Origin of the sequence: Mycobacterium sp. 050272, from assembly GCF_039023525.1 — a bacterium.
GTDB lineage: Bacteria > Actinomycetota > Actinomycetes > Mycobacteriales > Mycobacteriaceae > Mycobacterium.
Window position 1 is genome coordinate 62,960 of sequence record NZ_JBCHKV010000017.1, and the last position, 23,156, is coordinate 86,115.

The 23,156-nt window shown below is 67.0% G+C and carries 24 protein-coding genes and 1 pseudogene; 11 read left to right on the top strand and 14 right to left on the bottom strand.

What is annotated here, in order from left to right:
* Positions 1 to 39: 39 nt before the first annotated feature.
* Positions 40 to 120, top strand: a pseudogene (locus tag AAHS21_RS25560) (RidA family protein); the annotation flags it as partial.
* Positions 121 to 138: 18 nt separating this feature from the next.
* Here the strand turns inward: AAHS21_RS25560 and AAHS21_RS25565 are convergent.
* A complete protein-coding gene (locus AAHS21_RS25565; protein ID WP_342930324.1) occupies positions 139 to 519 on the bottom strand; it encodes a DUF952 domain-containing protein in 381 nt (126 codons plus the stop codon).
* Positions 520 to 653: 134 nt separating this feature from the next.
* Between AAHS21_RS25565 and AAHS21_RS25570 the strand changes: the two genes are divergently transcribed.
* Both AAHS21_RS25570 and AAHS21_RS25575 read left to right on the top strand, forming a co-directional pair.
* A complete protein-coding gene (locus tag AAHS21_RS25570) occupies positions 654 to 842 on the top strand; it encodes a hypothetical protein (RefSeq protein WP_090608725.1) in 189 nt (62 codons plus the stop codon).
* Between the two features lie 65 nt (positions 843 to 907).
* Positions 908 to 1,912, top strand: a complete 1,005-nt coding sequence (locus AAHS21_RS25575; protein WP_342930325.1) for a YihY/virulence factor BrkB family protein — start codon at positions 908 to 910, stop codon at positions 1,910 to 1,912.
* On the opposite strand, the gene AAHS21_RS25580 is transcribed toward AAHS21_RS25575, so the two are convergent.
* Positions 1,913 to 2,152: a DUF3039 domain-containing protein gene (locus AAHS21_RS25580; RefSeq protein ID WP_342930326.1), complete on the bottom strand. Its 240-nt coding sequence runs from the start codon at positions 2,150 to 2,152 to the stop codon at positions 1,913 to 1,915. It lies immediately after the preceding gene.
* Positions 2,153 to 2,197: 45 nt separating this feature from the next.
* On the opposite strand from AAHS21_RS25580, the gene AAHS21_RS25585 reads away from it, so the two are divergent.
* From AAHS21_RS25585 to AAHS21_RS25595, 3 genes are all read left to right on the top strand, one after another.
* Positions 2,198 to 2,659, top strand: a complete 462-nt coding sequence (locus tag AAHS21_RS25585) for a DUF3099 domain-containing protein (RefSeq protein ID WP_342930327.1) — start codon at positions 2,198 to 2,200, stop codon at positions 2,657 to 2,659.
* 149 nt (positions 2,660 to 2,808) lie between these two features.
* On the top strand, positions 2,809 to 3,771 hold the full coding sequence (gene sigB, locus AAHS21_RS25590; protein ID WP_090601317.1) for a sigma-70 family RNA polymerase sigma factor SigB: 963 nt from the start codon (positions 2,809 to 2,811) through the stop codon (positions 3,769 to 3,771).
* Between the two features lie 137 nt (positions 3,772 to 3,908).
* A complete protein-coding gene (locus AAHS21_RS25595) occupies positions 3,909 to 4,598 on the top strand; it encodes a metal-dependent transcriptional regulator (RefSeq protein ID WP_096286386.1) in 690 nt (229 codons plus the stop codon).
* A gap of 7 nt (positions 4,599 to 4,605) precedes the next feature.
* Here AAHS21_RS25595 and AAHS21_RS25600 read toward each other — a convergent pair whose 3' ends face one another.
* The gene (locus AAHS21_RS25600) at positions 4,606 to 5,664 is read right to left on the bottom strand and encodes a DUF4192 domain-containing protein (RefSeq protein WP_342930328.1); all 1,059 of its coding nucleotides are present in this window, start codon (positions 5,662 to 5,664) and stop codon (positions 4,606 to 4,608) included.
* Between the two features lie 113 nt (positions 5,665 to 5,777).
* On the opposite strand from AAHS21_RS25600, the gene sthA reads away from it, so the two are divergent.
* Complete coding sequence (sthA, locus tag AAHS21_RS25605) at positions 5,778 to 7,184, top strand: Si-specific NAD(P)(+) transhydrogenase (protein ID WP_342930398.1); 1,407 nt, start codon at positions 5,778 to 5,780, stop codon at positions 7,182 to 7,184.
* Here the strand turns inward: sthA and AAHS21_RS25610 are convergent, their stop codons facing one another.
* Positions 7,185 to 8,006 carry a serine protease gene (locus tag AAHS21_RS25610; protein WP_342930329.1) on the bottom strand — a complete coding sequence of 274 codons (822 nt, stop codon included), beginning with the start codon at positions 8,004 to 8,006 and terminating at the stop codon, positions 7,185 to 7,187.
* Positions 8,007 to 8,212: 206 nt separating this feature from the next.
* Here AAHS21_RS25610 and AAHS21_RS25615 point away from each other — a divergent pair, with 206 nt between their 5' ends.
* Genes AAHS21_RS25615 through AAHS21_RS25625 form a run of 3 tightly spaced genes read left to right on the top strand, consistent with a single transcriptional unit; the run spans position 8,213 to position 10,975 of the window.
* Entirely contained in the window at positions 8,213 to 9,187 is a 975-nt protein-coding gene (locus tag AAHS21_RS25615) for a PAC2 family protein (RefSeq protein WP_342930330.1), read from the top strand.
* Positions 9,188 to 9,222: 35 nt separating this feature from the next.
* Positions 9,223 to 10,254, top strand: coding sequence for an alpha/beta hydrolase (locus AAHS21_RS25620; protein WP_342930331.1), 1,032 nt, complete (start codon positions 9,223 to 9,225; stop codon positions 10,252 to 10,254).
* A 34-nt stretch (positions 10,255 to 10,288) separates the two neighbouring features.
* The gene (locus AAHS21_RS25625; RefSeq protein WP_342930332.1) at positions 10,289 to 10,975 is read left to right on the top strand and encodes a PhzF family phenazine biosynthesis protein; all 687 of its coding nucleotides are present in this window, start codon (positions 10,289 to 10,291) and stop codon (positions 10,973 to 10,975) included.
* 3 nt (positions 10,976 to 10,978) lie between these two features.
* Here AAHS21_RS25625 and AAHS21_RS25630 read toward each other — a convergent pair whose 3' ends face one another.
* The 3 genes from AAHS21_RS25630 to AAHS21_RS25640 all read right to left on the bottom strand — a co-directional run bounded on the left by AAHS21_RS25630 (position 10,979) and on the right by AAHS21_RS25640 (position 12,600).
* Complete coding sequence (locus tag AAHS21_RS25630; RefSeq protein ID WP_342930333.1) at positions 10,979 to 11,464, bottom strand: peroxynitrite isomerase; 486 nt, start codon at positions 11,462 to 11,464, stop codon at positions 10,979 to 10,981.
* Between the two features lie 5 nt (positions 11,465 to 11,469).
* Complete coding sequence (gene nrdR, locus AAHS21_RS25635) at positions 11,470 to 11,934, bottom strand: transcriptional regulator NrdR (protein WP_096286374.1); 465 nt, start codon at positions 11,932 to 11,934, stop codon at positions 11,470 to 11,472.
* Between the two features lie 156 nt (positions 11,935 to 12,090).
* Positions 12,091 to 12,600: a LysM peptidoglycan-binding domain-containing protein gene (locus tag AAHS21_RS25640; RefSeq protein WP_342930334.1), complete on the bottom strand. Its 510-nt coding sequence runs from the start codon at positions 12,598 to 12,600 to the stop codon at positions 12,091 to 12,093.
* A 292-nt stretch (positions 12,601 to 12,892) separates the two neighbouring features.
* Here AAHS21_RS25640 and lexA point away from each other — a divergent pair, with 292 nt between their 5' ends.
* A complete protein-coding gene (gene lexA, locus AAHS21_RS25645) occupies positions 12,893 to 13,594 on the top strand; it encodes a transcriptional repressor LexA (protein WP_342930335.1) in 702 nt (233 codons plus the stop codon).
* A 17-nt stretch (positions 13,595 to 13,611) separates the two neighbouring features.
* Here lexA and AAHS21_RS25650 read toward each other — a convergent pair whose 3' ends face one another.
* The 7 genes from AAHS21_RS25650 to AAHS21_RS25680 all read right to left on the bottom strand — a co-directional run bounded on the left by AAHS21_RS25650 (position 13,612) and on the right by AAHS21_RS25680 (position 22,749).
* Complete coding sequence (locus tag AAHS21_RS25650; protein ID WP_342930336.1) at positions 13,612 to 15,981, bottom strand: hypothetical protein; 2,370 nt, start codon at positions 15,979 to 15,981, stop codon at positions 13,612 to 13,614.
* Positions 15,982 to 16,527: 546 nt separating this feature from the next.
* Positions 16,528 to 17,688: an acyl-CoA dehydrogenase family protein gene (locus tag AAHS21_RS25655; protein WP_342930337.1), complete on the bottom strand. Its 1,161-nt coding sequence runs from the start codon at positions 17,686 to 17,688 to the stop codon at positions 16,528 to 16,530.
* Between the two features lie 75 nt (positions 17,689 to 17,763).
* Positions 17,764 to 19,224 carry a GTPase HflX gene (gene hflX, locus AAHS21_RS25660; RefSeq protein WP_342930338.1) on the bottom strand — a complete coding sequence of 487 codons (1,461 nt, stop codon included), beginning with the start codon at positions 19,222 to 19,224 and terminating at the stop codon, positions 17,764 to 17,766.
* 46 nt (positions 19,225 to 19,270) lie between these two features.
* Positions 19,271 to 20,137: a diaminopimelate epimerase gene (gene dapF, locus AAHS21_RS25665; RefSeq protein ID WP_342930339.1), complete on the bottom strand. Its 867-nt coding sequence runs from the start codon at positions 20,135 to 20,137 to the stop codon at positions 19,271 to 19,273.
* A 4-nt stretch (positions 20,138 to 20,141) separates the two neighbouring features.
* Complete coding sequence (gene miaA, locus AAHS21_RS25670; RefSeq protein ID WP_342930340.1) at positions 20,142 to 21,083, bottom strand: tRNA (adenosine(37)-N6)-dimethylallyltransferase MiaA; 942 nt, start codon at positions 21,081 to 21,083, stop codon at positions 20,142 to 20,144.
* Positions 21,080 to 21,775, bottom strand: coding sequence for a hypothetical protein (locus AAHS21_RS25675; protein WP_342930341.1), 696 nt, complete (start codon positions 21,773 to 21,775; stop codon positions 21,080 to 21,082). Before AAHS21_RS25675 ends, miaA begins: the two co-directional genes overlap by 4 nt.
* 35 nt (positions 21,776 to 21,810) lie before the next feature.
* Positions 21,811 to 22,749, bottom strand: coding sequence for a DMT family transporter (locus tag AAHS21_RS25680; protein ID WP_342930342.1), 939 nt, complete (start codon positions 22,747 to 22,749; stop codon positions 21,811 to 21,813).
* Positions 22,750 to 23,156 lie beyond the last annotated feature (407 nt).

A 23,156-nucleotide genomic window follows, 5' to 3' on the forward strand; every position in this document is an offset into this window, starting at 1 on the left:
CATAACGGCGTGAGCTCGCGCGCGGGCTACGGTGACCTCATGACAGCCACCCGCAAGCTGGTCTCGTCCGGATCCGAATTCGAAGCGGCGGTGGGCTATTCGCGCGCGGTACGAGTAGGTGGAGATCGAGGCCGACGCCTACCTGGACCCGTCAGACCGGTCCTGAGGTCTCGCGATCGGCGGGAACGTGCCGTCGTCCCCGGGTGAGTAGGCGGTGACGCTTGTCACCGCGGCAACGGGCAGCGGTCCATACAGATGCGGGAACAGCATCGCCTCCGGATCCGTTGGCACACCTGGCTCCCACCGCACGGGCGCGGCCAGCAAAGCCGGGTCGATGTGCAGCAGCACCAAGTCCAGGCGTCCGCGGAAGAGCCGATTGGCGGGCAGATGGACCTGCTCGGGCGCAGATAGGTGAATGAACTCGGCGCCGGTGCCGGGGCGGATTTCCCCCCGGCTCCGCGCGTCGGACCACTCATCGGATCCGCACAGGTGTACAAGCAGGTCAGGACCGAACGTCACGGTCGTTAACCCTAGAAGAACCTACGAAACCAAACGTTTACCGCCCGTGAGAAACGACACACCCGATAACGATCGGGGAACAACGCAAAAACGCCGAACGTCTGAGACAGTGAAGGAACGAGAAGGAGAAGCCAATGAACGCAACTCTGACGACAACCGCCGAGCTGACTAGAGCCGACCGCTGTGACCGCTGCGGTGCCGCAGCTCGCGTACGCGCCAAGCTGCCGTCGGGAGCCGAGCTTCTCTTCTGCCAGCACCACGCTAACGAGCACGAGGCAAAGCTTGTCGAGCTCGCCGCCGTGCTGGAGGTTAGCGGTAGCTAGGTCCAGCGAACTCGCCCATTCACAATGTGAGGTGTGGGCGAACTGATCGGTAATGCTGGACCGATATGAGCGATCAGACCGTAAGACCGTCGCGCCATCACATTTGGCGAATCACGTTGAGGACCCTCACAAAAAGCTGGGACGACTCCATCTTCGCCGAGTCCGCCCAGGCGGGCTTCTGGTCGGCGCTCTCGACGCCTCCGCTGCTGTTGGGAATGCTGGGCAGCTTGGCCTACGTGGCTCCGCTGTTCGGGCCGGACGCGCTGCCCAGCATCGAGAAGAGCGCCATCTCCGCGGCACACAATCTGTTCTCGTCCAGCGTCGTCATCGAGATCATCGAGCCCACCGTTCGGGACATCACGGCGCACGCCCGCGGTGAGGTGGTCTCGCTCGGCTTTCTGCTGTCGTTGTGGGCGGGGTCGTCGGCGATCTCGGCGTTCGTCGATTCCGTCGTCGAGGCGCACGACCAGACACCGCTGCGCCACCCGGTACGCCAGCGGCTGTTCGCGCTGTTCCTCTACGTGGTGGGGCTGGTGTGCGCGGTGCTGGCCGCCCCGGTCCTCGTGGTGGGCCCGCGCACGGTGTCCGAACACATCCCGGACGCCCTGGCCAACGTGCTGCGCTACGGCTACTACCCCGCGCTGATCCTTGGGCTGGTCCTGGGTGTCGTCATCTTGTACCGGGTCTCACTGCCAGAACCCCTGCCAACGCATCGCCTGCTCTACGGCGCCGTCCTGGCCACCGCCGTCTTCGTGATCGCGACACTGGGCCTGCGGATCTATCTGCGCTGGATCACCAGCACCGGCTACACCTACGGCGCCCTGTCCACGCCGATCGCGTTCCTGTTGTTCGCCTTCTTCGGCGGCTTCGCGATCATGCTCGGCGCCGAGCTCAATGCCGCGATCCAGGAGGAATTCCCCGCGCCCCGCACCCACGCCCACCGGCTGCGCAACTGGTTGCTTTCGCGTTCGCCCGCGCTGCGGCGGACGGCGGAGGCCCTGTCGAATCCGGTGACGACCAATCCGGCGACACAGGACCGTGCCGGCGAGCCGGCCAAGCGTCCGACCTGATCAGCCCTTCTTGAGCTGCTCGTAGATTTTCTTGCAATCCGGGCAGACCGGCGAGCCCGGCTTGGCCGCCCGCGTGACGGGAAAAACCTCACCGCACAACGCGACCACGTGGTTACCCATGACCGCACTCTCGGCGATCTTGTCCTTCTTGACGTAATGGAAGTACTTGGGGATGTCGCTGCCGGTCCCGTCGTCGACGCGTTCGTCGGTGTCGGTGCGTTCGATCGTCTGGGTCTGCATACCTCACATTGTGCCTGCCGATGCGCCCTGACCGGAATCGGCCGGATGTGGGACAGTGGAGGAATGAAGCGCGGCCCGGATTTGGGGTTCGATGACGACGGTCGGCCGGTGCTGATTACCGCCGCCGAGCCTTCGTATGAACAACAGCATCGCGCCCGGGTGCGTAAGTATCTGACGCTGATGGCTTTCCGGATTCCCGCGCTGCTGCTGGCCGCTTTCGCCTATGGCGCGTGGCACAACGGGCTGATCTCACTCGCGATCGTGGCCGCGTCCATCCCGCTGCCCTGGATGGCAGTGCTGATCGCCAACGACCGGCCACCGCGCGCCAAGGACGAGCCGCGGCGGTTCGACGATGCCGCGCGGCGCACTCCGTTGTTCCCGACGGCCGAGCGGCCCGCACTCGAGGCCCCGCGACCCGCGGCGCCGCAGCCGGGTTCCCCGGGCGCGGAATACAACCCGGGCCGCGGGTACAACCCGGGGCCCGGATACGGCGCCGGTTCCGGATAACCGGGTTCTGAGCACTCTTCTCAGGACATTCTCAGGTCGGTGGCACATTTGTGCACGTCAAAGCGTGTGAGATGACGGCGGCGCGGGAACTCTGAGGGCTGATCTGTCGTTTAACACTATGACAGCTACAAGCCAATCGGGAGGCCGCCATGGCGAATGCCATCACAGGCAGGATCGACACCAGCGATCTTGATGCTCAGAGCCCTGCAGCGGACCTCGTGCGCGTATATCTGAACGGCATCGGGAAGACGGCGTTGTTGACCGCCGCGGACGAAGTCGAACTGGCGAAGCGTATCGAGGCCGGACTGTATGCCGAGCATCTGCTCGCGACGCGGAAGCGGCTCGGCGAGAACCGCAAACGCGATCTTGCCGTCGTCGTACGTGATGGCCAGGCGGCGCGTCGTCACCTGCTGGAAGCGAACCTGCGCCTGGTGGTCTCACTGGCCAAGCGCTACACCGGCCGGGGGATGCCGTTGCTCGACCTGATTCAGGAGGGCAACCTCGGACTCATCCGCGCGATGGAAAAGTTCGACTACACAAAGGGATTCAAGTTCTCGACGTACGCCACGTGGTGGATCCGTCAGGCCATCACCCGCGGTATGGCCGACCAGAGCCGCACCATCCGGCTGCCCGTTCATCTCGTTGAGCAGGTCAACAAGCTAGCCCGGATCAAGCGGGAGATGCACCAGAACCTCGGACGCGAAGCGACCGACGAGGAACTGGCCACCGAGTCCGGAATCCCGGTCGAGAAGATCAACGATCTGCTCGAGCACAGCCGCGACCCGGTCAGCCTGGACATGCCCGTCGGTTCCGAAGAGGAAGCGCCGCTGGGCGATTTCATCGAGGACGCCGAGGCGATGTCCGCGGAGAACGCGGTGATCGCCGAGCTGCTGCACACCGACATCCGCAGTGTCCTGGCGACTCTCGACGAGCGCGAGCACCAGGTGATCCGGCTGCGTTTCGGTCTCGACGACGGCCAGCCGCGGACGCTGGATCAGATCGGCAAGCTGTTCGGTCTGTCCCGTGAGCGGGTCCGTCAGATCGAGCGCGACGTAATGGCCAAGCTGCGCAACGGAGAACGCGCCGATCGGCTGCGCTCATACGCGAGCTGAGGTACCCCACTTCGCCAGCTAGCGCCGACAGTATGCCCGCCGCGAGATCGCGGCGGGCATACTTGCTTGCCGAGGGGAAGCGTTGAACCCATTTCGGCAGCTGGCCAAGTAGACTCGGCGTCAATGGAGGGTGCTGAATGAACGACCTGGTTGATACCACCGAGATGTACCTGCGGACCATCTACGACCTCGAGGAAGAGGGCGTAACCCCGCTGCGCGCCAGGATCGCCGAACGACTCGACCAGAGTGGTCCGACCGTCAGCCAGACCGTCTCCCGGATGGAGCGTGACGGACTGCTCCATGTGGCCGGTGATCGGCACCTGGAACTCACCGACAAGGGCCGGGCCCTGGCCATTTCCGTGATGCGCAAGCACCGGCTCGCCGAGCGACTGCTCGTCGACGTCATCGGCCTGCCCTGGGAGGAAGTGCACGCCGAGGCGTGCCGGTGGGAGCACGTGATGAGCGAGGACGTCGAGCGCCGGCTGGTCAAGGTGCTCAACAATCCCACCACCTCTCCGTTCGGCAACCCGATTCCCGGTTTGCTGGACCTGGGCGTGGGCCCCGATTCCGGCGCCGACGACGTCAATCTGGTCCGGCTGACCGAGTTGCCGGCGGGATCGCCGGTCGCGGTCGTCGTCCGTCAGCTCACCGAACATGTCCAGGGCGACATCGATCTGATCGCACGGCTCAAGGACGCCGGTGTCGTGCCGAACGCGCGCGTCACCGTGGAAACCGGCCCTGCCGGGGTCACCATCCTGATACCCGGGCATGAGAACGTCACCCTGCCCCACGAGATGGCGCACGCCGTCAAGGTCGAAAAGGTCTGACTCGCCGCTACCCCGCACAGCGCCCGGATGCCCGTCGCGGCGGTAGCCGCACCCCGAGCCGCTTGGCCAGCCGGTAGCCGGTCGCCGCGAGTTCGCGGATCTGTTCTGGCCGCAGACCCGACTGCAACGCCGTATCAAGCATGCCCGCCATTCGATGGTCCGGATCACAGCGCAACGCGGCCTCCAGCGACACCCCGGCCAGCGGGCCATCTCCGCGGACGTAGGCACTGAACGCGAGCAACACCAGCGCTTCGACCCGCCACGGCGCGGGCAGGGTGCGTGCCAGCGACACCCACAACCCCTCGGCTTCCCCGGCCTTCTCGCCCACCGCGAGGGCGTACAACGTGTCGCGCACCTGCGCGTCGTCCAGCGCGCAGCCCAGCGCGGCAAGCTCGGTGTCGGACAGCGATTGAACGCCGCTGACGCGAGACGCCGCAGCGATCGCGCGTTTGACGTCTCGGCGGGCGCATCCGGCGGGATCCTTACGGTGGGCCGCCGCACGCCTTGAGGACTGGCGTTGCAGCCGTGCGGCCAGCGCGTCGCTGCGGTCCGGATTTTCGACGGCGATGACGGCCTGCAGGTCGGCGCGACGCGCATACAGCCGTCGGCCTTCCAGCACCGCCGCGGCGGCCAGGGGCGACGCGGACGGATCGTCCACCGTGCCGCCCGCGCCGCACTCGTCGACGCAATGCCAACGGCCACCACTGGCCACCCGATCCACCACATGCGCCGCCAACAGCTCAATGTTGTTCTCCGACAACACTTCTGCGAGCATTGCGCAGAGCTGCCGGTATTCGTCGTTGCACTGCGGGCAGTGGGCGCCCTCGTCGTTGACGATCACGGCGATCGCGGCTTCGGGCGCCGCCGCGGCGGTAACCTCGGCCAGCTGTCCGATCCGGCCGGCGAGCTGGTCGCAGAGATCGACGCGCAGCACGGCGCCGAGCTGGCCGCGGTCCAACGACACCAAGACCAATGAATTTTCCGGAACGAAGCCGAGAACGGCCGGTAGCGCCGCAATCAGTGCGCCGGGACGGTTCAGTCCAAAGTCGGGTGTGAGCGGTGTCATGAGGCCAACGCTGCTGGCCGCCACCGTCAGACGGCGCTCGCGCAACGCGATCGAGCCCTCCGTCTGTGGAGAAAGTCTCGACTGTGGGCTCTATCGTCTATCTCATGGGATCGATGCAGGAATACGACATGGTCGTGATCGGCTCGGGGCCGGGCGGCCAGAAGGCCGCCATCGCCTCGGCCAAGCTCGGCAAATCGGTGGCGATCATCGAACGCGGCCAGATGCTGGGCGGCGTGTGCGTGCAGACCGGCACGATCCCGTCAAAGACGTTGCGCGAAGCGGTGCTCTACCTCACCGGCATGAGCCAGCGCGAACTCTACGGCGCGAGCTATCGCGTCAAGGAAAAGATCACCCCCGCCGACCTGCTGGCTCGCACCCAGCACGTGATCGGCAAGGAAGTCGACGTCGTACGTAACCAACTGATGCGCAACCGGATCGACCTCCTGATCGGGCACGGGCGCTTCATCGACCCGCACACCATCGAGGTCGAAGACCCGTCCCGGCGCGAAAAGCTAACCATCACTGGCAAATACGTCGTCATCGCTACCGGCACCAGGCCCGCACGGCCGTCCGGCGTCGAGTTCGACGAAGACCGCGTGCTCGACTCCGATGGGATCCTGGATCTCAAGACGCTGCCCACCTCGATGGTGGTCGTCGGCGCCGGGGTGATCGGTATCGAATACGCGTCGATGTTCGCCGCGCTGGGCACCAAGGTCACCGTCGTCGAAAAGCGCGGCGACATGTTGGACTTCTGCGATCCCGAGGTCATCGAGGCGCTGAAGTTCCACCTGCGCGACCTCGCGGTGACGTTCCGGTTCGGCGAGGAAGTGACCGCGGTCGACGTCGGCTCGGCCGGCACCGTCACCACCCTGGCCAGTGGCAAGCAGATTCCGGCCGAGACGGTGATGTATTCCGCCGGGCGCCAAGGACAGACCGACCACCTCGATCTGCACAACGCGGAGCTGGAGGCCGACAACCGCGGCCGGATCTTCGTCGACGATTTCTTCCAGACCAAGGTGCCCCACATCTACGCCGTCGGCGACGTCATCGGTTTCCCGGCCCTGGCCGCGACCTCGATGGAACAAGGGCGGTTGGCCGCCTACCACGCATTCGGCGAGCCGACCGACGGCATCACCGAGCTGCAACCGATCGGCATCTACTCCATTCCCGAGGTCTCCTACGTCGGGGCCACCGAGGTGGAACTGACCAAGGCCTCGATCCCCTACGAGGTGGGCATGGCCCGCTATCGCGAGCTGGCCCGCGGCCAGATCGCCGGCGACTCCTACGGCATGCTCAAGCTGCTGGTGTCCACCGACGACCTCAAGCTGCTCGGGGTGCACATCTTCGGCACCAGCGCGACTGAGATGGTGCACATCGGGCAGGCCGTAATGGGGTGCGGGGGCACCGTCGAATACCTGGTCGACGCGGTGTTCAACTACCCGACGTTCTCCGAGGCGTACAAGGTGGCGGCGCTGGACGTGATGAACAAGGTGCGCGCGCTCAACCAGTTCCGCCGCTGACTAGCAGGTGTCGTCCAAGTCGACGGGTATCGGATCGCCCGGGCCGCCGGCTTCCGCGCGGGTCAGCAACTGGGCGATGTGGTCGTCGAACGGCGCGGAGTAGGACACGTTCTCGGCGCATCCGCCGCGTTCGAGTCCACCGATCAGCCCGACGACCGTCGTGCCGCTGACCCAGGGGGCCCCGCTGGTACCGCCGACGAGCCCCTGGCATACCAACGAGGGATATCCGGTGTCGGTGACCGCTGTGCTGCCCTGACAGCCGATCGGCGAGCCGCCGACGCCGGAGGGATAGCCCACCACGGTGACGCGGCTACTGGGCGGTGGGGCGGTGCCCAGGGTCAGCGCCAAGCCGGCCCGCGCCTCCACCGAACCACCATGGTCGCTGTTCACCCGCGCGATCGCGTAGTCGGCGTGCGGGTCTTTGCTCGCAACCCAGCGCGGATCCAGGTAGACGTTGTCGGCCGTCCAGAGATCGGGTGGCACCCCATCACCGGACAAACCGGGCACGAAGGTGATCTGGGCAGCTCCGGCCAGGCAGTGCGCGGCGGTCAGCACCAGATTGCCGGTCGCGGAGTGCAGCACCGAGCCCGTGCACACATGCTGGGTGCTGCCGTCCAGGAAGATTGCTCCCACCCGCCGGTCCGGATCCACCGGAGCCGCAACCGCGCCCGGCTCGGGCTGGCTGAGACGCTGGACCGTCTTACTCGTTTTGGGCGCCTGAGTGGTAGTGGGCAACGACACATGCAGCACCGGACGCCCGCACGACGTCAGTAACGTCGCCAGGCCGACCAGTGGGCATAGCAGCAACATCCGGACGCGCATCGATCCCCATCATGCCGGACCACAGCGGTGGAAGCGGAATTCCACGCTTGGCGCCGCGGTTGTAGATTTGCTGGACGAAGGCGATCGGGCGGGCATTGTTCCGTCCGGATTACGTTCACGCGTCATCCCGTTTCGAGTAACAGTGCCTATTGATTCGGGCGACACTGGGTAGGGCACCCTGGAGAAACCCCCGGGAGGAGGCAACGATGTCTAACGAGCGCAACGACGACGATCTCTACTACCAGCCAGGGCAACCCGGCATGTACGAGCTGGAGTTCCCGGCGCCCCAGTTGGTGACCTCGGACGGCCGCGGCCCGGTGCTGGTGCACGCTTTGGAGGGGTTCTCGGACGCCGGCCACGCGATACGGCTGGCGTCCACCCACCTGAAGGACGCCCTGGACACCGAGCTGGTCGCGTCTTTCGCGATCGACGAGCTGCTGGACTACCGTTCGCGACGGCCGCTGATGACCTTCAAGACCGACCATTTCACCAACTACGACGACCCGGAACTGAGCCTGTACGCACTGCGCGACAGCGTCGGCACCCCGTTTCTGCTGCTCGCCGGAATGGAACCGGATCTCAAATGGGAGCGCTTCATCACCGCGGTGCGTCTGCTGGCCGAACGGCTGGGCGTGCGGCAGACCATCGGCCTGGGCACCGTCCCGATGGCGGTCCCACACACGCGGCCCATCACGATGACCGCGCACTCGAACAACCGCGAGTTGATCACCGATTTCCAGCCGTGGATCTCCGAGATCCAGGTCCCGGGCAGCGCGTCGAACCTGCTGGAATACCGGTTGGCACAGCACGGGCACGAGGTGGTCGGGTTCACGGTTCACGTTCCGCACTACCTGACGCAGACCGACTACCCCGCCGCCGCGCAGGCGCTGCTCGAGCAGGTCGCCAAGACCGGGTCGCTGGAACTGCCGCTGTCGGCGCTGACCGAGGCGGCCGCCGAGATCCGGGGCAAGATCGATGAGCAAGTCGAGGCGAGCGCCGAGGTCGCTCAAGTGGTGGCCGCACTCGAGCGCCAGTACGATGCGTTCATCGACGCTCAGGAAAACAGGTCGTTACTAACGCGCGACGAGGACCTTCCTAGCGGCGACGAACTTGGTGCCGAGTTCGAGCGATTCCTAGCCCAACAGGCGGAGAAGAAACGCGACGACGACAACCCGGCCTAACCGCCCCGAGGGGCGCGACAACAAGGGTGGGCGAGATGACTGAGCGGAAGCGCAAGAGCAATCTTCGTCCAGTGCGCGAAGTTACGACTCCCAGGCTGGAGTTCCGCACCATCCACGGATACAAACGTGCCTTCCGTATCGCCGGCTCCGGGCCGGCGATTCTGTTGATTCACGGCATCGGTGACAACTCCACGACGTGGAATACCGTGCAGGCCAAGCTCGCTCAGCGGTTCACGGTGATCGCTCCCGATCTGCTCGGGCACGGACGGTCCGACAAACCTCGCGCGGACTACTCGGTGGCCGGCTACGCCAACGGAATGCGCGACTTGCTGTCCGTGCTCGATATCGAACGCGTGACCATAATCGGTCACTCCCTCGGCGGCGGGGTGGCGATGCAATTCGCTTACCAGTTCCCCCATTTGGTCGAGCGGCTCATCCTGGTCGCCGCGGGCGGTGTCACCAAGGACGTCAACGTCGCCTTCCGGCTGGCTTCGCTGCCGATCGGGACCGAGGCGCTGGCACTGCTGCGGCTGCCCCTGATACTGCCTGCCGTCCAGTTGGCGGGGCGGCTCGCGGGCTTGGCGATCGGATCGACCGGCCTGGGCCGCGATCTGCCGAACGTGTTGCGCATCCTGGACGACTTGCCGGAGCCGACAGCCTCATCGGCCTTCAGCCGGACACTGCGGGCCGTGGTGGACTGGCGCGGGCAGATCGTCACGTTCCTGGACCGATGTTATTTGACCGAGGCCATCCCGGTGCAGATCGTCTGGGGCACCAAGGATGTGGTGGTTCCCGTCCGCCATGCCTGGATGGCACACGCCGCGATGCCCGGCTCGCGCCTGGAGATCTTCCAGGGCTCCGGCCACTTCCCGTTCCACGAAGACCCGGCCCGTTTCATCGACGTCGTCCAGCGCTTCATCGACAGCACCGCACCCGCCGAGTACGACCAAGCCGCGCTCCGCGAGCTGCTGCGCACCGGCAGTGGTGAGCGCACGGTCACCGGCTCCGCCGATACCCGCGTCGCTGTGCTCAACGCGATGGGTTCCGACGAGCGCAGCGCGACTTAGACAATTCGTTTGACCCGCCCCGTACAGTCGGGCCATGGGCATCGACGTGACGGTGTTGCGTGTCTTCACCGACCGAGACGGCAACTTCGGTAATCCGTTGGGCGTCGTCGACGCCGGTCAGGTCGCTCCCGCCGATCGCCAGCAGCTGGCCACCCAATTGGGTTACAGCGAAACGGTATTCATCGATCTACCGACAGCCGGAGCAACCACCGCCCGTGCCACGATCTACACGCCACGCACCGAGATTCCGTTCGCGGGGCACCCGAGCGTCGGGGCGGCATGGTGGCTGCGCGCGAGGGGTACGCCGGTCGACACGCTCGCGGTGCCGGCCGGCACCGTCGGGGTGCACTACGAGGGCGACCTGGTGGGTGTGCGCGCCTGCCCGGAATGGGGCCCGCAGTTGCGCTTCCACGAATTCGAGTCCGTCGACCAGGTTCTCGCGGCCGACCCCGGCGAATTTCCCGACGACTCCGCGCATTACCTGTGGGCCTGGATCGATCAGTCCGAAGGGGTCCTGCGTTCCCGGATGTTCGTCGCGAATCTCGGTGTGCCAGAAGACGAAGCGACCGGCTCGGCCGCCATGCGGATCACCAGCCATCTCTGCCGCGACCTGAGCATCATCCAGGGCAAGGGATCGATGCTGGAAACGTTGTGGTACCCCGAAGGCTGGGCTCGCGTCGGCGGCCGCGTCGTCAACGACGGTGTGACACAACTCGACTGAGATTCAGGCCTTGCGCTGCAGCTCCGCGGACAGATGATGCTGCAGGGGCTGCCCGACCGCACCCATCCGCACCGAGTAGGACAGCTGGTCGCCGTCGATTCGCACGCTTCGGCCAAGCGCGGAAACCTCTTTGGCGGTCGGGGTCAATCCGACCGAGGTGGTGGCCACCTCGATTTCGATGACGCCGCCGGTCACCCGGTAGGTCCCGACCTCGATTTCCGTCACGCCGCTGGGGTGGGCCAGCACCATCTCGACGTGGCCGGGCTGCGGCACCCGAAGGTAGCCGGTCTCGGCATGCATCGGCTTGCCGTCGTCGGCCCCTTTGGTCTTTTGCGCATAGGCCAGAAACGGTTTGCCCACATGGGAAAACACGATTTCTTCGAGATACTCGAAGGGCTGGATCGTCGGGTATTCGCCCGAACCGCGGCCAGCCCAGGTGCCGAGCAGCGGCGCGAGCGCCTCGAGATCGGGATGCAGGTCCGGGGGCATCGGGGTCAGCTCGGTGTCGATACTTGGCGGTGCTTGCGAAGCGCGGCGATCTCGCGCTCGAAATCGTCGGCCGACGAAAAGGACCGGTATACCGAGGCGAACCGCAGATAGGCCACCTCGTCCAGGTCACGCAACGGGCCGAGGATCGCCAGGCCGACTTCGTGACTGGGAACCTCCGGCGAGCCCGCGGCACGGACGGTGTCTTCTACCTGCTGGGCCAGCAGATTCAACGCGTCCTCGTCTACCTGGCGGCCCTGGCAGGCGCGGCGCACGCCTTTGATGACCTTTTCGCGACTGAACGGCTCGGTGACACCGCTGCGTTTGACGACGGCCAGGATCGCGGTTTCGACGGTGGTGAACCGGCGTCCGCACTCCGGACAGGATCGGCGGCGCCGAATGGCTTGGCCTTCATCGGTTTCCCGGGAGTCGATCACCCGGGAGTCGGGATGGCGACAGAACGGGCAATGCATGACCGCTCCTTCGCTGTGCCGGCATCTCGGAAGAACACTCCGAGCGTACCCGTGCGCTCCCCCGGCGGGCCAATGCAGCCGCCACGCACGCGCCGTCACCGATGGGAGGACCGAGGAGCCTTGGCGGAGAGCGGTTTTCGCGATACGCGGCTACGGTCAGCCGACCGGCGCGATCAGGGTCTGGCCGGCGGCCAGCGCGGGAGAGCTCAAGTTGTTGAGTTCGCGGATGCGGTCGGCGACCTGGCGGGCCGGCGCCTCCGGCGCGACCCGGTGCGCCACATCCTGAAGGGATTCGCCCGGCTCGACCTGCACGACCGAGAGCCGGTCCGGAACGGGAGCCGTCGCGGAGTCGCCGTTGGCGATCTGACCGAGATTCGCGACCAGGCCCAGCCACAGCGTGATGACGCCGGCCATCAGGGCCAGACCCACCGTTGTCCCCAGCGTGACCGGCCGGCGGCGATGCGATGCTTGCGACACCGAAACACCGGTACCGCGGTAGCGCATCGGCGCCCCGGCCGGCCGGGCCTGCACCGACCGGCGCGACCGCAGCACGCGCTCCTGCTCGTACCGCGGCCGTGCGACGTCATAGCGAGGCCGAGCAACCAGCCCATCGCTGGGGCGCCGCATGTTGCTGGTCCGCGGTGAGACTGTGTGCATGAGCGTCATGGTGCGTTCCTCCGGTCGTCGAATCCTCGCTCGTGTGTTCGACACTATCGCTCGTGTGTTCGAAATCCGAACATTTGAGCGAAGCGTGTCGCACGAGCAAAACGCTAGACCCCGCCACCGACAACTTCTGCCGGTCGCCGTCCCTTCCATGCAGCACAGGTACCCGGTCTACGCAAAAGTTACACACGTGTGATTCAGCCGTTCTAGGGTCTTTAGCCACCATATGCTTGCCATGACACGCCAGTCGAACACATGTTTGATTCTTGAGTTCAGGGAGGCTACATTCAGTGCCATGAGCGACAGCAACGACACCTCGGCGACCGGCCCGGACGGCCGCCTGCGTTCCGTGGATTCATCGCTTACCCAGCGGCAACGCACCATCTTGAATGTCATCCGGGAGTCGGTGACCACCCGTGGTTACCCGCCGAGCATCAGGGAGATCGGCGACGCCGTCGGGCTGACATCGACCTCCTCGGTGGCTCACCAACTGCGCACCCTTGAGCGCAAGGGATATCTGCGCCGCGACCCGAACCGCCCCCGGGCCGTCGATGTCCGCGGCGCCGACGACGCGGTGGCGGCCGCGCCGCTCACCGAGGTCGCCGGGTCCGACGCGTTACCGGAACCGACGTTCGTCCCCGTGCTCGGGCGCATCGCGGCCGGTGGTCCGATCCTGGCCGAGGAGGCCGTCGAGGACGTCTTCCCGCTCCCCCGCGAGCTGGTCGGCGAGGGCACGTTGTTCTTGCTCAAGGTGGTCGGCGACTCGATGGTCGAAGCCGCGATCTGCGACGGCGACTGGGTGGTGGTGCGGCAACAGAATGTCGCCGACAACGGCGACATCGTTGCCGCCATGCTCGACGGTGAGGCCACCGTCAAGACGTTCAAGCGCGCGGGCGGTCAGGTGTGGCTGATGCCGCACAACCCGGCGTTCGATCCCATCCCCGGCAATGACGCGACCGTGCTCGGCAAGGTCGTGACGGTGATCCGCAAGGTATAGCGCCGCGCGCTAGGGCTTCAGTCGGCCTTCACGAAGCCGTTGACCAGCGCGGCTTCCTCGCTGGACAGCCAGATCTCGGCGAGCGTGTCGTGGTAGAGGTCGCTGTCCGGCGTGTAATAAAGGCCGAAGCGAACACTTACCTTGATCGGGTAGCCGTCGGGCATCTGATACGGGTCGTCCAACGGCAGGTGGATCGTCGGGCGCCCGGCGGGGCCTAATGCCCCGATCGAGGCCACCGGTACAAAGTCCGACTCGTCTTCGGCATCCGCGGCTGCGTGCCGTCCCGCCGCTCTGGGTGCGACGCCGGCCGCGGCACCCAGCGCGGCTGCGAGGCTGGCTGCGGCGCCACCCGCGGCGGCCCCACCGGCAGCACCAGACGCGCCGCCGGCGGCACCGGCCAGATCCGGAGGCGTGTGCGGCACGGCGACATCGGGGTACGCGGTCTCCGGCTCCTCGGCGGGATGGGCGGCCTCTTCCTCCTCGGCGCCCGGGTAACCCGCCTCCGGGTAGGCGGCGCCCGGGTAGCCCCCCGCCGGGTAGGCGGCGTCCTCGTCGAGGAGGTCGGGATAGCCGGCGTCCGGATAGCCGCCTTCGGGCGAATAAGCGCCTTCCGGGCCCGCGGCATCGGCGTATTCGTCCTCCGCGACGACGTCGGGATACGCGCTCTGCGGTACGTCGGGACTCTCCGGGTAGCCGACTTCGGGCAGTTCGTCGCCGTATCCGGCGTCGGACAGATCGTCGGCGGACACGACTGGGATGGAGTCGGTGTCGACCGAGTCGGGATCCCGCTCGTCGACCGCCAGCTCATCCCATTCTTCCTCGGTGACGGGATGCGACGGCTCGTCATACCCGCCGTCTTCGTCGATTTCGGCGGTTTCGGGTGAGTGCGGCCACCTGGCCAGCGGCGCGTGTTCGGCGTCCCGGAGATCCGGTTCGTGCGTGTCGGTGAACGACATGTGCTCGGCGTAGTCGGGACCCCAGCCCGGCTCACGCGTGTCCCCGTAGCCGCCGACATCGACATCGCGCTCCAGGTCGTAGGGTGCGCTGTTGCGACCGGCACGGTGCCGGCGCCAGCGCAACGCCACGAACACCACCAGCAGCACCAGAATCAGCAGCGGAACCAGGGCGAACAGGTACCACCAGCTCCAGCTGAACCACTTCTTGGCGTGCGCGGGCATCGCCGAACCGCTCGGCTGGTTCTGCCCCGACACCTGCAGACCCGACAGCAGCGGAGCCAGGTTGGCCGGGTCCGTGGAGAAGGTGTTCTTCGCGCGGTTCCACGAGATCTTGCCGCCGGTGAACTTCTGCGAGATCACGTCGCCGTCGACGGTCTGATCGCCGACCGGCGCGCCCAGCTTTCCGGTGGCACCACGCAGCTTGTCCCAGGCTGCCTTCATGGCGCCCCGCACGACGAAGGCACCATGGTCGGAAGTCCAGAAGATGACCGGCTTGTCGGCCCCGGAGAAGGAGGCGATTCGGCTGTTGGGGCTGATGCCGCCGTCGGACTCGTTAGCGGTGGGGAAACCCAGGTCGCTGCTGACCGGACCACCGACCGATTCGTACTTCGCCAGGATGTCGCTTTCCAGCGCGCTCGCACCGGTCGCCGGGCTGAAGAACACCTTGCCCCCGGCGAAGTTCTGGACGATGCCGTCACCGCCGATGGGATTCGGCCCGCCCTGCTTGGCGCCCAGCGGACCATTGACGCCGCCGGCCGCGCGCCAGGCCATGTTGATGGCCGCGGTGGGATCGATCGCTACCTGTAGGCCCTTGAGCTGCTCGGCCAAATTCGCTGGCTCAGTGGTGAATTCCTTGGTTTTGCGATTCCAGGAGATCTGGCCGCCGCTGAACTTCTGCGAGGACACCTCGCCGTCGTAGGTCTCATCGGAGACCGGGGCGCCCAGGACACCGCCGGAGCTGCCGAGCTTGTCCCAGGCGGCGTTGAGGGCGCCGCGCACGACGAACGCGCCGTGATCGGGCGTCCAATAGATCACCGGCTTGTCGCTGGCCGAAAACGTCGCCACCCGACTGTCCGGGCCCGCCAGACCGGGCACCTCGTTGATGGTCGGAAAGCCCAGATCGCCGGCGGCCGCGCCGCCCAGCATGTCGTATTTCTCCAGGATCGGGCCGTAGATGAATTTCGCCCCGGTGGCCGTGGTGAAGAAGAATTTGCCGCCGTCGAAGTCGCACGCGAAGCCGTCGGCAACCGGGTAGACGTCACCCTTACGGGGTCCGAGCGGAGAGGTGTCGCCGCCCGCCTTCGTCCACTCGGCCATGATGGCGGCTTCGGCGTCACCGATCGGAGACGCTGAAACGGTAGGTGCCAACAGGACGATGGCCAACGCTGTGGTCGCCACGCTGATGAGCGCCCGACCAGCGAGCCTGCGCACGTGACCTCTCTTCCCGTTCACCAAGCCTCCCAGCCGACGGATATGCCCTTTTGCATGGCCATGCCCGTACCCTGCGGCCCCGCGCGCGGTTGGTGCCCCAAACGCGGGTGACGAACCCCACCGAGTTCGTATTATCGCCGGGCTCGCATAACTTTGCTCCAGCGAACAAGAAATACGAAGGCAATTCGCGAATATTACGAAAACGGAGACCACTCCGATGTCGAAATGATGCGGTACGACGATCATGTCGCGACCGATCCTGCCTCAGGACACGCCGGGGGCGGGCGATGACGTGCTCCGTGCAGCCGATGGACATGCGCCGACCGTACGCGAGGCGCCGGCTATCCACTCGAGCAAAGGAGCTATTCATGGGCATCGACTATTTTGCCGTAAACCCAAGCAATGACAGCGTAAGCCGACTATTTGTGCGTGGTTCGTGTCACCATCCGCACGGGTACCGCGCGTCTGCCGACGATTCGTTGTTGCGTGACAGCAAGATTGGTCCACCGACGCCGACGTTAGCCGATATGCGTCCTGATCACGCGGCTAGACCCCGAGGCTGCGCCCGACGATCTCCTTCATGATCTCGGTTGTGCCGCCATAGATCGTCTGCACCCGGGCATCGAGATAGGAACGAGCAACCGAGTATTCGCGCATGTAGCCGTAGCCGCCGTGCAGCTGCAGACACCGATCGATCAGATGCACCTGCTTTTCGGTGGAGTACCACTTGGCCATCGCGGCCTGCTCTGCCGTCAGCTTCTTGTCCAGGTGCAGCCGCAGGAACTCGTCGACCATGATGCGCACCACGGTGGCCTCGGTCGCCAGCTCGGCCAGCACGAAGCGGCTGTTCTGGAAACTGCCGATCGGTTTGCCAAAGGCCTTGCGCTCCTTGGTGTATTGCAGCGTCTGCTCGAGCACCTGCTCCATCGCCGCGGCGGCCATGACCGCGATGTTGATCCGCTCCTGCGGCAAGTTCTGCATCAAATAGATGAAGCCCTTGCCCTCTTCACCGAGCAGGTTTTCGACGGGAACCTTGACGTCGGTGAACGACAGCTCCGCCGTGTCCTGCGCGTCGAGACCGATCTTGTCCAGATGGCGGCCCCGCTCAAAGCCTTCCATGCCGCGCTCGACGGCGAGCAGCGAAAAGCCTTGTGAGCCCTTGTCCGGATCAGTCTGCGCGACGACGATCACCAGGTCGGAGTTGATTCCGTTGGTGATGAACGTCTTTGCGCCGTTGAGCACGTAGTGATCGCCCTGCTTGACCGCGCGGGTCTTGATGCCCTGCAGGTCGCTGCCCGTTCCCGGCTCGGTCATCGCGATCGCGGTGATCATTTCGCCGGTGCAGAACTTCGGCAACCAGCGTTGCTTCTGCTCTTCGTTGGTCAGCTCCAGCAAATACGGCGCGATGATGTCGTTGTGCAGTCCGAAGCCGATTCCGCTGTATCGCCCGGCGGTCGTCTCCTCGGTGATGATCGTGTTGTACCGGAAGTCGGGATTGCCGCCGCCGCCGTACTCTTCGGGCACCGCCATGCCCAGGAATCCCTGCTTGCCGGCCTCGAGCCAGACGCCGCGGTCGACAATTTTCGCCTTCTCCCACTCGTCGTGGTAGGGCGCCACATGGCGCTCGAGGAAGGCCCGGTAGGACTCGCGGAACAGATCGTGTTCGGGTTCAAACAGTGTGCGCTGGTACTTGATTGCACTGCCCATGGATAACCTCCGGCCGCCGGGAACTCTGCCGCCCAAGATATACCAACCAGACGGTTGGTCGGCAGGCGCCCGGGTCTACCCCTGGGGAGTCGAGCCGTTGGCCGTGGCGAATTGCCGCAGGCTCGCGGCCAGGGCCACCGGAACCCGGGCCTTGATCCGCGTGCCAACGGAGTCGTGCTCTTCTTCCTGGACGCGGCCGTCGGCGTGCACGCGGGCCACCAGGTCGCCGCGGTCGTAGGGAATCACCACGTCGACGGCGGCGTCGGTGGGAGCGGCCAGTTCGGCCATCCGCCGGCGCAGCTCGTCGATGCCCTCGCCGGTACGCGCGGAGACGAACACCGCGCCGGGCAGCCCGTGCCGCAGCTTGGCCAGCATCAGGTCGCTCGCGGCGTCGATCTTGTTCACCACCAACAACTCCGGCGGCGGCTCCCCCTGGTGGTCTGAGACCACTTCGGAGACCACCTGGCGCACCGCATTGATCTGGGCGACCGGGTTGACGTCGGAGCCATCCACGACGTGCACCAGCAGATCGGCGTCGACGACCTCCTCCAGCGTCGAACGGAAGGCCTCAACCAGCTGGGTGGGCAGGTGCCGCACAAACCCGACGGTATCGGTGAGCACGAGCGGACGGCCGTCGGGGAACTCGGCACGCCGGGTGGTGGGCTCCAGGGTGGCGAACAGTGCGTCCTGCACCAGCACGCCGGCCCCGGTGAGCGCGTTGAGGAGGCTGGACTTGCCGGCGTTGGTGTAGCCGACGATCGCGACGGACGGCATATCGCTGTGCACGCGGCGACTGCGTTGGGTGTCGCGGGCCTGCTTCATGTCCTTGATCTCGCGGCGCAGCTTGGACATTCGCTCGCGGATGCGGCGCCGGTCGGTCTCGATCTTGGTCTCACCGGGACCACGCAGTCCCACCCCGCCGCCGCTGCCGCCGGCGCGGCCACCGGCCTGCCGCGACATCGACTCACCCCAGCCGCGCAGTCGCGGCAGCATGTACTCCATCTGCGCCAGCGACACCTGGGCCTTACCTTCGCGGCTGGTGGCGTGCTGCGCGAAGATGTCGAGGATCAGCGCGGTGCGATCGATGACCTTGACCTTGACGGCCTTTTCCAGGGCGGTCAGCTGCGCCGGGGACAGTTCACCGTCGCAGATCACGGTGTCGGCGCCGGTGGCCACGACCACGTCGCGCAACTCCTGGGCCTTACCCGAGCCGATGTAGGTCGACGGGTCGGGCTTGTCGCGGCGCTGAATCAGCCCCTCGAGCACCTGCGAGCCGGCGGTTTCGGCCAGCGCCGCCAACTCGGCCAGGCTCGCCTGGTTGTCGGCCGCGCTGCCCTCGGTCCACACGCCCACCAGCACGACGCGTTCCAGCCGCAGCTGTCGGTATTCGACCTCGGAGATGTCGGCGAGTTCGGTCGACAGCCCGGCAACGCGACGCAGTGCCGATCGGTCTTCGAGGGCGAGTTCACCGACACTGGGCTCGGACGCGGGATGGCCGGCCGGCTGTTCGGGGTACGGCAGTTCAGGATGTGTCATAGGCAATTAGCAATAGTGCACGCCAAATCCGTGGCGTGCATCCGAATTATTGGGCGTTCCACCAGTCCTCGCTCACTAGGCCGCGGGCCAGCAGCACCGACGGCCCGCGCAGGAAACTGGTGGCATCGGTGATGGTGACGTCGACGTCACCCCCGGGCACCCGAACGGTCAGCGTGCCGGTGTCGGCCCCGGCGTCGGCGAGGGCAGCAACCGCGGCCGCGACGGTTCCGGTTCCGCAGGAACGGGTTTCACCGACCCCGCGCTCATGGACCCGCATCCGCACCACGCCACCGACCGCCGCGGTGAGTACTTCGACGTTGACGCCGTCGGGGAACTGCGCCCGGTCGAACTGCACCGGCGCGGCGACATCAAGCGCGGCGAGCTCATCGCCACTGAGCTGCGGGTCGACGCACGCCAGGTGCGGATTGCCGACGTCGATCGCCAACCCCCGCAGGCGCCGGCCGCCGACGACAGCCTCCCCCGCGCCCATCCGGTTGGCCTTGCCCATGTCGACGGTGACGTCGGCGTTGGTGGCGTCGGCGTGGTGCATGGTGACCATCCGCGGCCCCGCCAGCGATCCGACGACGAACTCGTCGCGGGTCTCCAGGCCGCTGGCACGCAGGTAGTGGGCGAACACCCGCACTCCGTTGCCGCACATCTGCGCGGTCGACCCGTCGGCGTTGCGATAGTCCATGTACCAGTCGTCCGCGCCGACACCGTCGGGCAGCCGATCCAGCACGCCGACTTCCAGGGCGGCGCCCGCGGTGGTGATCCGCAGCACACCGTCGGCGCCCAGCCCGCGGCGGCGGTCGCACAGCGCGGCCACCCCGGCCGGGGTGAGCGACAGCTCGGCGTCCAGGTCGGGCAGCAGCACGAAGTCGTTCTGGGTGCCATGGCCCTTCGCGAAGATCACCTGTTCAGGGTACGTGCCGCCACGCCCGCAAGGTGTCGGCGACGACGCGGGCGCGGTCGGACTCGGTCGCGGCGCCCACGTCGACCCAGTGCACGCGGTGATCACGGCGAAACCACGATCGTTGCCTTCGCACGTAGCGGCGGGTGCCCACGAACGTCAGCTCCTGCGCGCCGCGCAACGCCGCGGGGTCGTCGGCATCGAGCGCGGCAAGGACCTGCGCGTAACCCAGCGCGCGTGACGCGGTGACGCCGTCGCGCAGGCCTTCGAGCAGCAGCGCACGCACCTCCTCGACCAGGCCCTGGGCGAACATAGTGTCGGTGCGTCGTGCCAATCTCTCGTCGAGAATCGTTGTGTCACAATCCAATCCGATGATAGCGCTGCCCCAGCGGGGTGCGCCGATACGGGGCGCGGACGCCGCGTACGGCCGGCCGGTGAGCTCGACAACCTCGAGCGCGCGCACCGTGCGGCGGCCATCGGTGGGCAGGATCGCCGCGGCGGCGGCCGGGTCGCGGCGGGCCAGCTCGGCGTGCAGCACGCCGACGCCGACCTCGGCGAGCCGTTGTTCCCAGCGGGCCCGCACCGCGGGGTCGGTGGCGGGAAACGTCCAGTCGTCCAGCAGCGACTGGACGTAGAGCATCGAACCGCCGACGATGACCGGCACCGCGCCGCGGGCCGCGATCGCCTCGATATCCGCGGCGGCGGCTCGCTGATAGCGGGCGACGGTCGCGGTCTGGGTGACGTTCAGGACGTCGAGCTGGTGATGCGGGATGCCGCGACGTTCGTCGACGGGCAGCTTGGCGGTCCCGATGTCCATGCCGCGGTAGAACTGCATGGCGTCGGCGTTGACGATCTCGGCGCTCACCTCGCCGCTGAGTTGCTCGACGACGTCGAGGGCCAGCTGCGACTTGCCGGTCCCGGTGGGGCCGATGATCGCCAGTGGTCTCATGGCTGCCAGGCTCCGGCGAAGTAGCCCACACCGTAGGGCGCTCCCCGGTACAGCTCCTTGGCCGAACGTGGCCCCGGCTCGGTCAGGCCGGCCAGCACCTGGAATGCGACCCGCCCCAGGATCTGTTCCGGCAGCCCGGCCAGCGCGGCGATGTCACCGCTGGCCAACGCGTCGTCCAGGGCCCGCTGGGCATCGGGGCTCGCGGGGTCGAAGGCGCCGGGCGCACCCGCGGTCAGGGTGTTCGCGCCGTCGGCGACGACCAGCACGCCGAGCGGATCGGACGCACGGTCGATCTCAGCCCGCAGCCGCCGGCCCATCTCCAGCGCGGTGTCGACGTGGTGATCGCCGCGATAGACGCGGACCCGCGCGTCGGCCTCGGGACGGACCTGGCCACGCAGCCAGCCCGCAATCAACGCGCAGAGCGGGAGGTCGGCCACCGCATCGGCCGGGCCGGCGGCCCGCGCCGACAGGCGGACGCGCACATCGGCGCCGTAGCCGCCAAAGCTGCCGATCCCGTCGGGGCCCAGCACCTCATCGGCGTCGGCCGTGCCGATCACGACCCACCGCGGCGGCAACAGCGCGGCCCCCGCCAGCACCGCCGTGGCCAGGTCGGCCAATTCGGCGGCCGCCGCGCCGGCCAGCTCGGGAACAAGCAGCGGCGTGGAGGGAACGATCGCGATGGCGCTCAGCACGACATCAAACTAATCGACGCCCAGGACACCGACCGTCAGCTGCGGCACTCCGCCTCGGCCAGGCGCACCTCGCCCGATCGGCGCAGCGCTTTTTTCGCCAGCTTCTCCGCGAAGCTGCTCGACATGGTCGCCGCCTCACCGCGGGCCAAGGCCACGGTCGCGACCGCCACCACCACGACGCCGATGGCGAGCACCAACTCGGCGGTCCCGTTGCAGTCGAGGTATTCACCGAGCACGGCCATGCCGAGGATCGACCCAACGACCGGCTTGGCCACCACGGACGTCGGCAGCGAGGCGGTCAGCGAGCCGGCCCGGAAGGACGACTGCTGGAAGATCATCCCCGCGAGGGCAGCCGCTATCCACGCGTAGAACTCGGGCGCGGTCAACAGCGCACCGACGCCGTCTCCGACGATCACCACCACGGCCTTGGTCAGGACCGCGAACAGCGCCAACGACGAACCGGCGACGATGGCCAGCAGTACCGCGGCCACCGAGCCGGGCCACTTGCGCGCACCCCACACGCAGAACACCAGCGCCGGGCCCATCACCAGGGCGACCACCAACCAGGTTTGCACCGAGCCGCGCGAGGCGCCGGGATCCGGATCGCCGACGACGACCACCACCGCCAACGCGGCGGCCAGCAGCAGCGCCCAGGTCCATTCCCAGCGGGTGACCGACCGCCGGGTCATGCGCGCGTAGATCGGCAGCGCGAACAACAACGCCGTCACCTGCAATGACGTGACCAGCATGACGGAGCCCAGCGTCAAGGCCGCGGCCTGCAGGGCGTAGTTCGCGATGGCTCCGCCGGCCCCCAGCCACCACTTGGCGTCGCGCACCGACATCCGGAAGAGCTCGAGGTGGCCCACCGGCTTGTCGGTGATCTCCTGTGCTGAACGCTGACGGACGACATTCCCCAGTGCCGACGCGAACGCGGCGAGCAGGGCGAGAAGAACCGCGATATCCGTCTTCTCCATCTGCGACCTCCTCCCCGGCACGCGGCCACCTGGGCCATCATTGGCGACGGGTATTCACTACCCGTTTCGGAGCCGTTTCCGTTGTGTGAGCGTTCAAATTGCCCGCGCCACTGCGGAAGAAACGGTCCTGCGCAATAAGTAGTTCACGAACCTATGTAGAGCCTGTGGCAAGGCTGTGGCCGGCTGGTGACGCCCGATAGGACCGACGAACTCGCTCCCATGGTGTCACAGCCCGGCGACCACGCCCCGCCCCGGCTTGCGCGGCGACGAGGATCCCGGTCGCGCAACCGCGGGCTAAATCCGCCGCCGCGCGGGCCCCACCCCTGACTATCTTGACGCGCCCCCTCCAGCCCCACAAGTACCAGCAACACCAATTGTCACTACCACGGTACCGGGTGCCGCGTGCC

Excerpts from the sequence above, each read along its gene's own strand:
- sthA (WP_342930398.1), top strand. The coding sequence starts at position 5,778 with ATGCAGGAATACGACATGGTCGTGATCGGCTCGGGGCCGGGCGGCCAG.
- AAHS21_RS25570 (WP_090608725.1), top strand. The coding sequence starts at position 654 with ATGAACGCAACTCTGACGACAACCGCCGAGCTGACTAGAGCCGACCGC.
- AAHS21_RS25580 (WP_342930326.1), bottom strand. The coding sequence starts at position 2,152 with ATGCAGACCCAGACGATCGAACGCACCGACACCGACGAACGCGTCGAC.
- AAHS21_RS25585 (WP_342930327.1), top strand. The coding sequence starts at position 2,198 with ATGTGGGACAGTGGAGGAATGAAGCGCGGCCCGGATTTGGGGTTCGAT.
- AAHS21_RS25600 (WP_342930328.1), bottom strand. The coding sequence starts at position 5,664 with ATGACACCGCTCACACCCGACTTTGGACTGAACCGTCCCGGCGCACTG.
- miaA (WP_342930340.1), bottom strand. The coding sequence starts at position 21,083 with ATGAGACCACTGGCGATCATCGGCCCCACCGGGACCGGCAAGTCGCAG.
- hflX (WP_342930338.1), bottom strand. The coding sequence starts at position 19,224 with ATGACACATCCTGAACTGCCGTACCCCGAACAGCCGGCCGGCCATCCC.
- AAHS21_RS25630 (WP_342930333.1), bottom strand. The coding sequence starts at position 11,464 with ATGCCCCCGGACCTGCATCCCGATCTCGAGGCGCTCGCGCCGCTGCTC.
- AAHS21_RS25615 (WP_342930330.1), top strand. The coding sequence starts at position 8,213 with ATGTCTAACGAGCGCAACGACGACGATCTCTACTACCAGCCAGGGCAA.
- AAHS21_RS25640 (WP_342930334.1), bottom strand. The coding sequence starts at position 12,600 with ATGACGCTCATGCACACAGTCTCACCGCGGACCAGCAACATGCGGCGC.
- AAHS21_RS25655 (WP_342930337.1), bottom strand. The coding sequence starts at position 17,688 with ATGGGCAGTGCAATCAAGTACCAGCGCACACTGTTTGAACCCGAACAC.
- AAHS21_RS25595 (WP_096286386.1), top strand. The coding sequence starts at position 3,909 with ATGAACGACCTGGTTGATACCACCGAGATGTACCTGCGGACCATCTAC.
- sigB (WP_090601317.1), top strand. The coding sequence starts at position 2,809 with ATGGCGAATGCCATCACAGGCAGGATCGACACCAGCGATCTTGATGCT.
- AAHS21_RS25620 (WP_342930331.1), top strand. The coding sequence starts at position 9,223 with ATGACTGAGCGGAAGCGCAAGAGCAATCTTCGTCCAGTGCGCGAAGTT.
- AAHS21_RS25610 (WP_342930329.1), bottom strand. The coding sequence starts at position 8,006 with ATGCGCGTCCGGATGTTGCTGCTATGCCCACTGGTCGGCCTGGCGACG.
- nrdR (WP_096286374.1), bottom strand. The coding sequence starts at position 11,934 with ATGCATTGCCCGTTCTGTCGCCATCCCGACTCCCGGGTGATCGACTCC.
- AAHS21_RS25680 (WP_342930342.1), bottom strand. The coding sequence starts at position 22,749 with ATGGAGAAGACGGATATCGCGGTTCTTCTCGCCCTGCTCGCCGCGTTC.
- AAHS21_RS25625 (WP_342930332.1), top strand. The coding sequence starts at position 10,289 with ATGGGCATCGACGTGACGGTGTTGCGTGTCTTCACCGACCGAGACGGC.
- lexA (WP_342930335.1), top strand. The coding sequence starts at position 12,893 with ATGAGCGACAGCAACGACACCTCGGCGACCGGCCCGGACGGCCGCCTG.
- AAHS21_RS25575 (WP_342930325.1), top strand. The coding sequence starts at position 908 with ATGAGCGATCAGACCGTAAGACCGTCGCGCCATCACATTTGGCGAATC.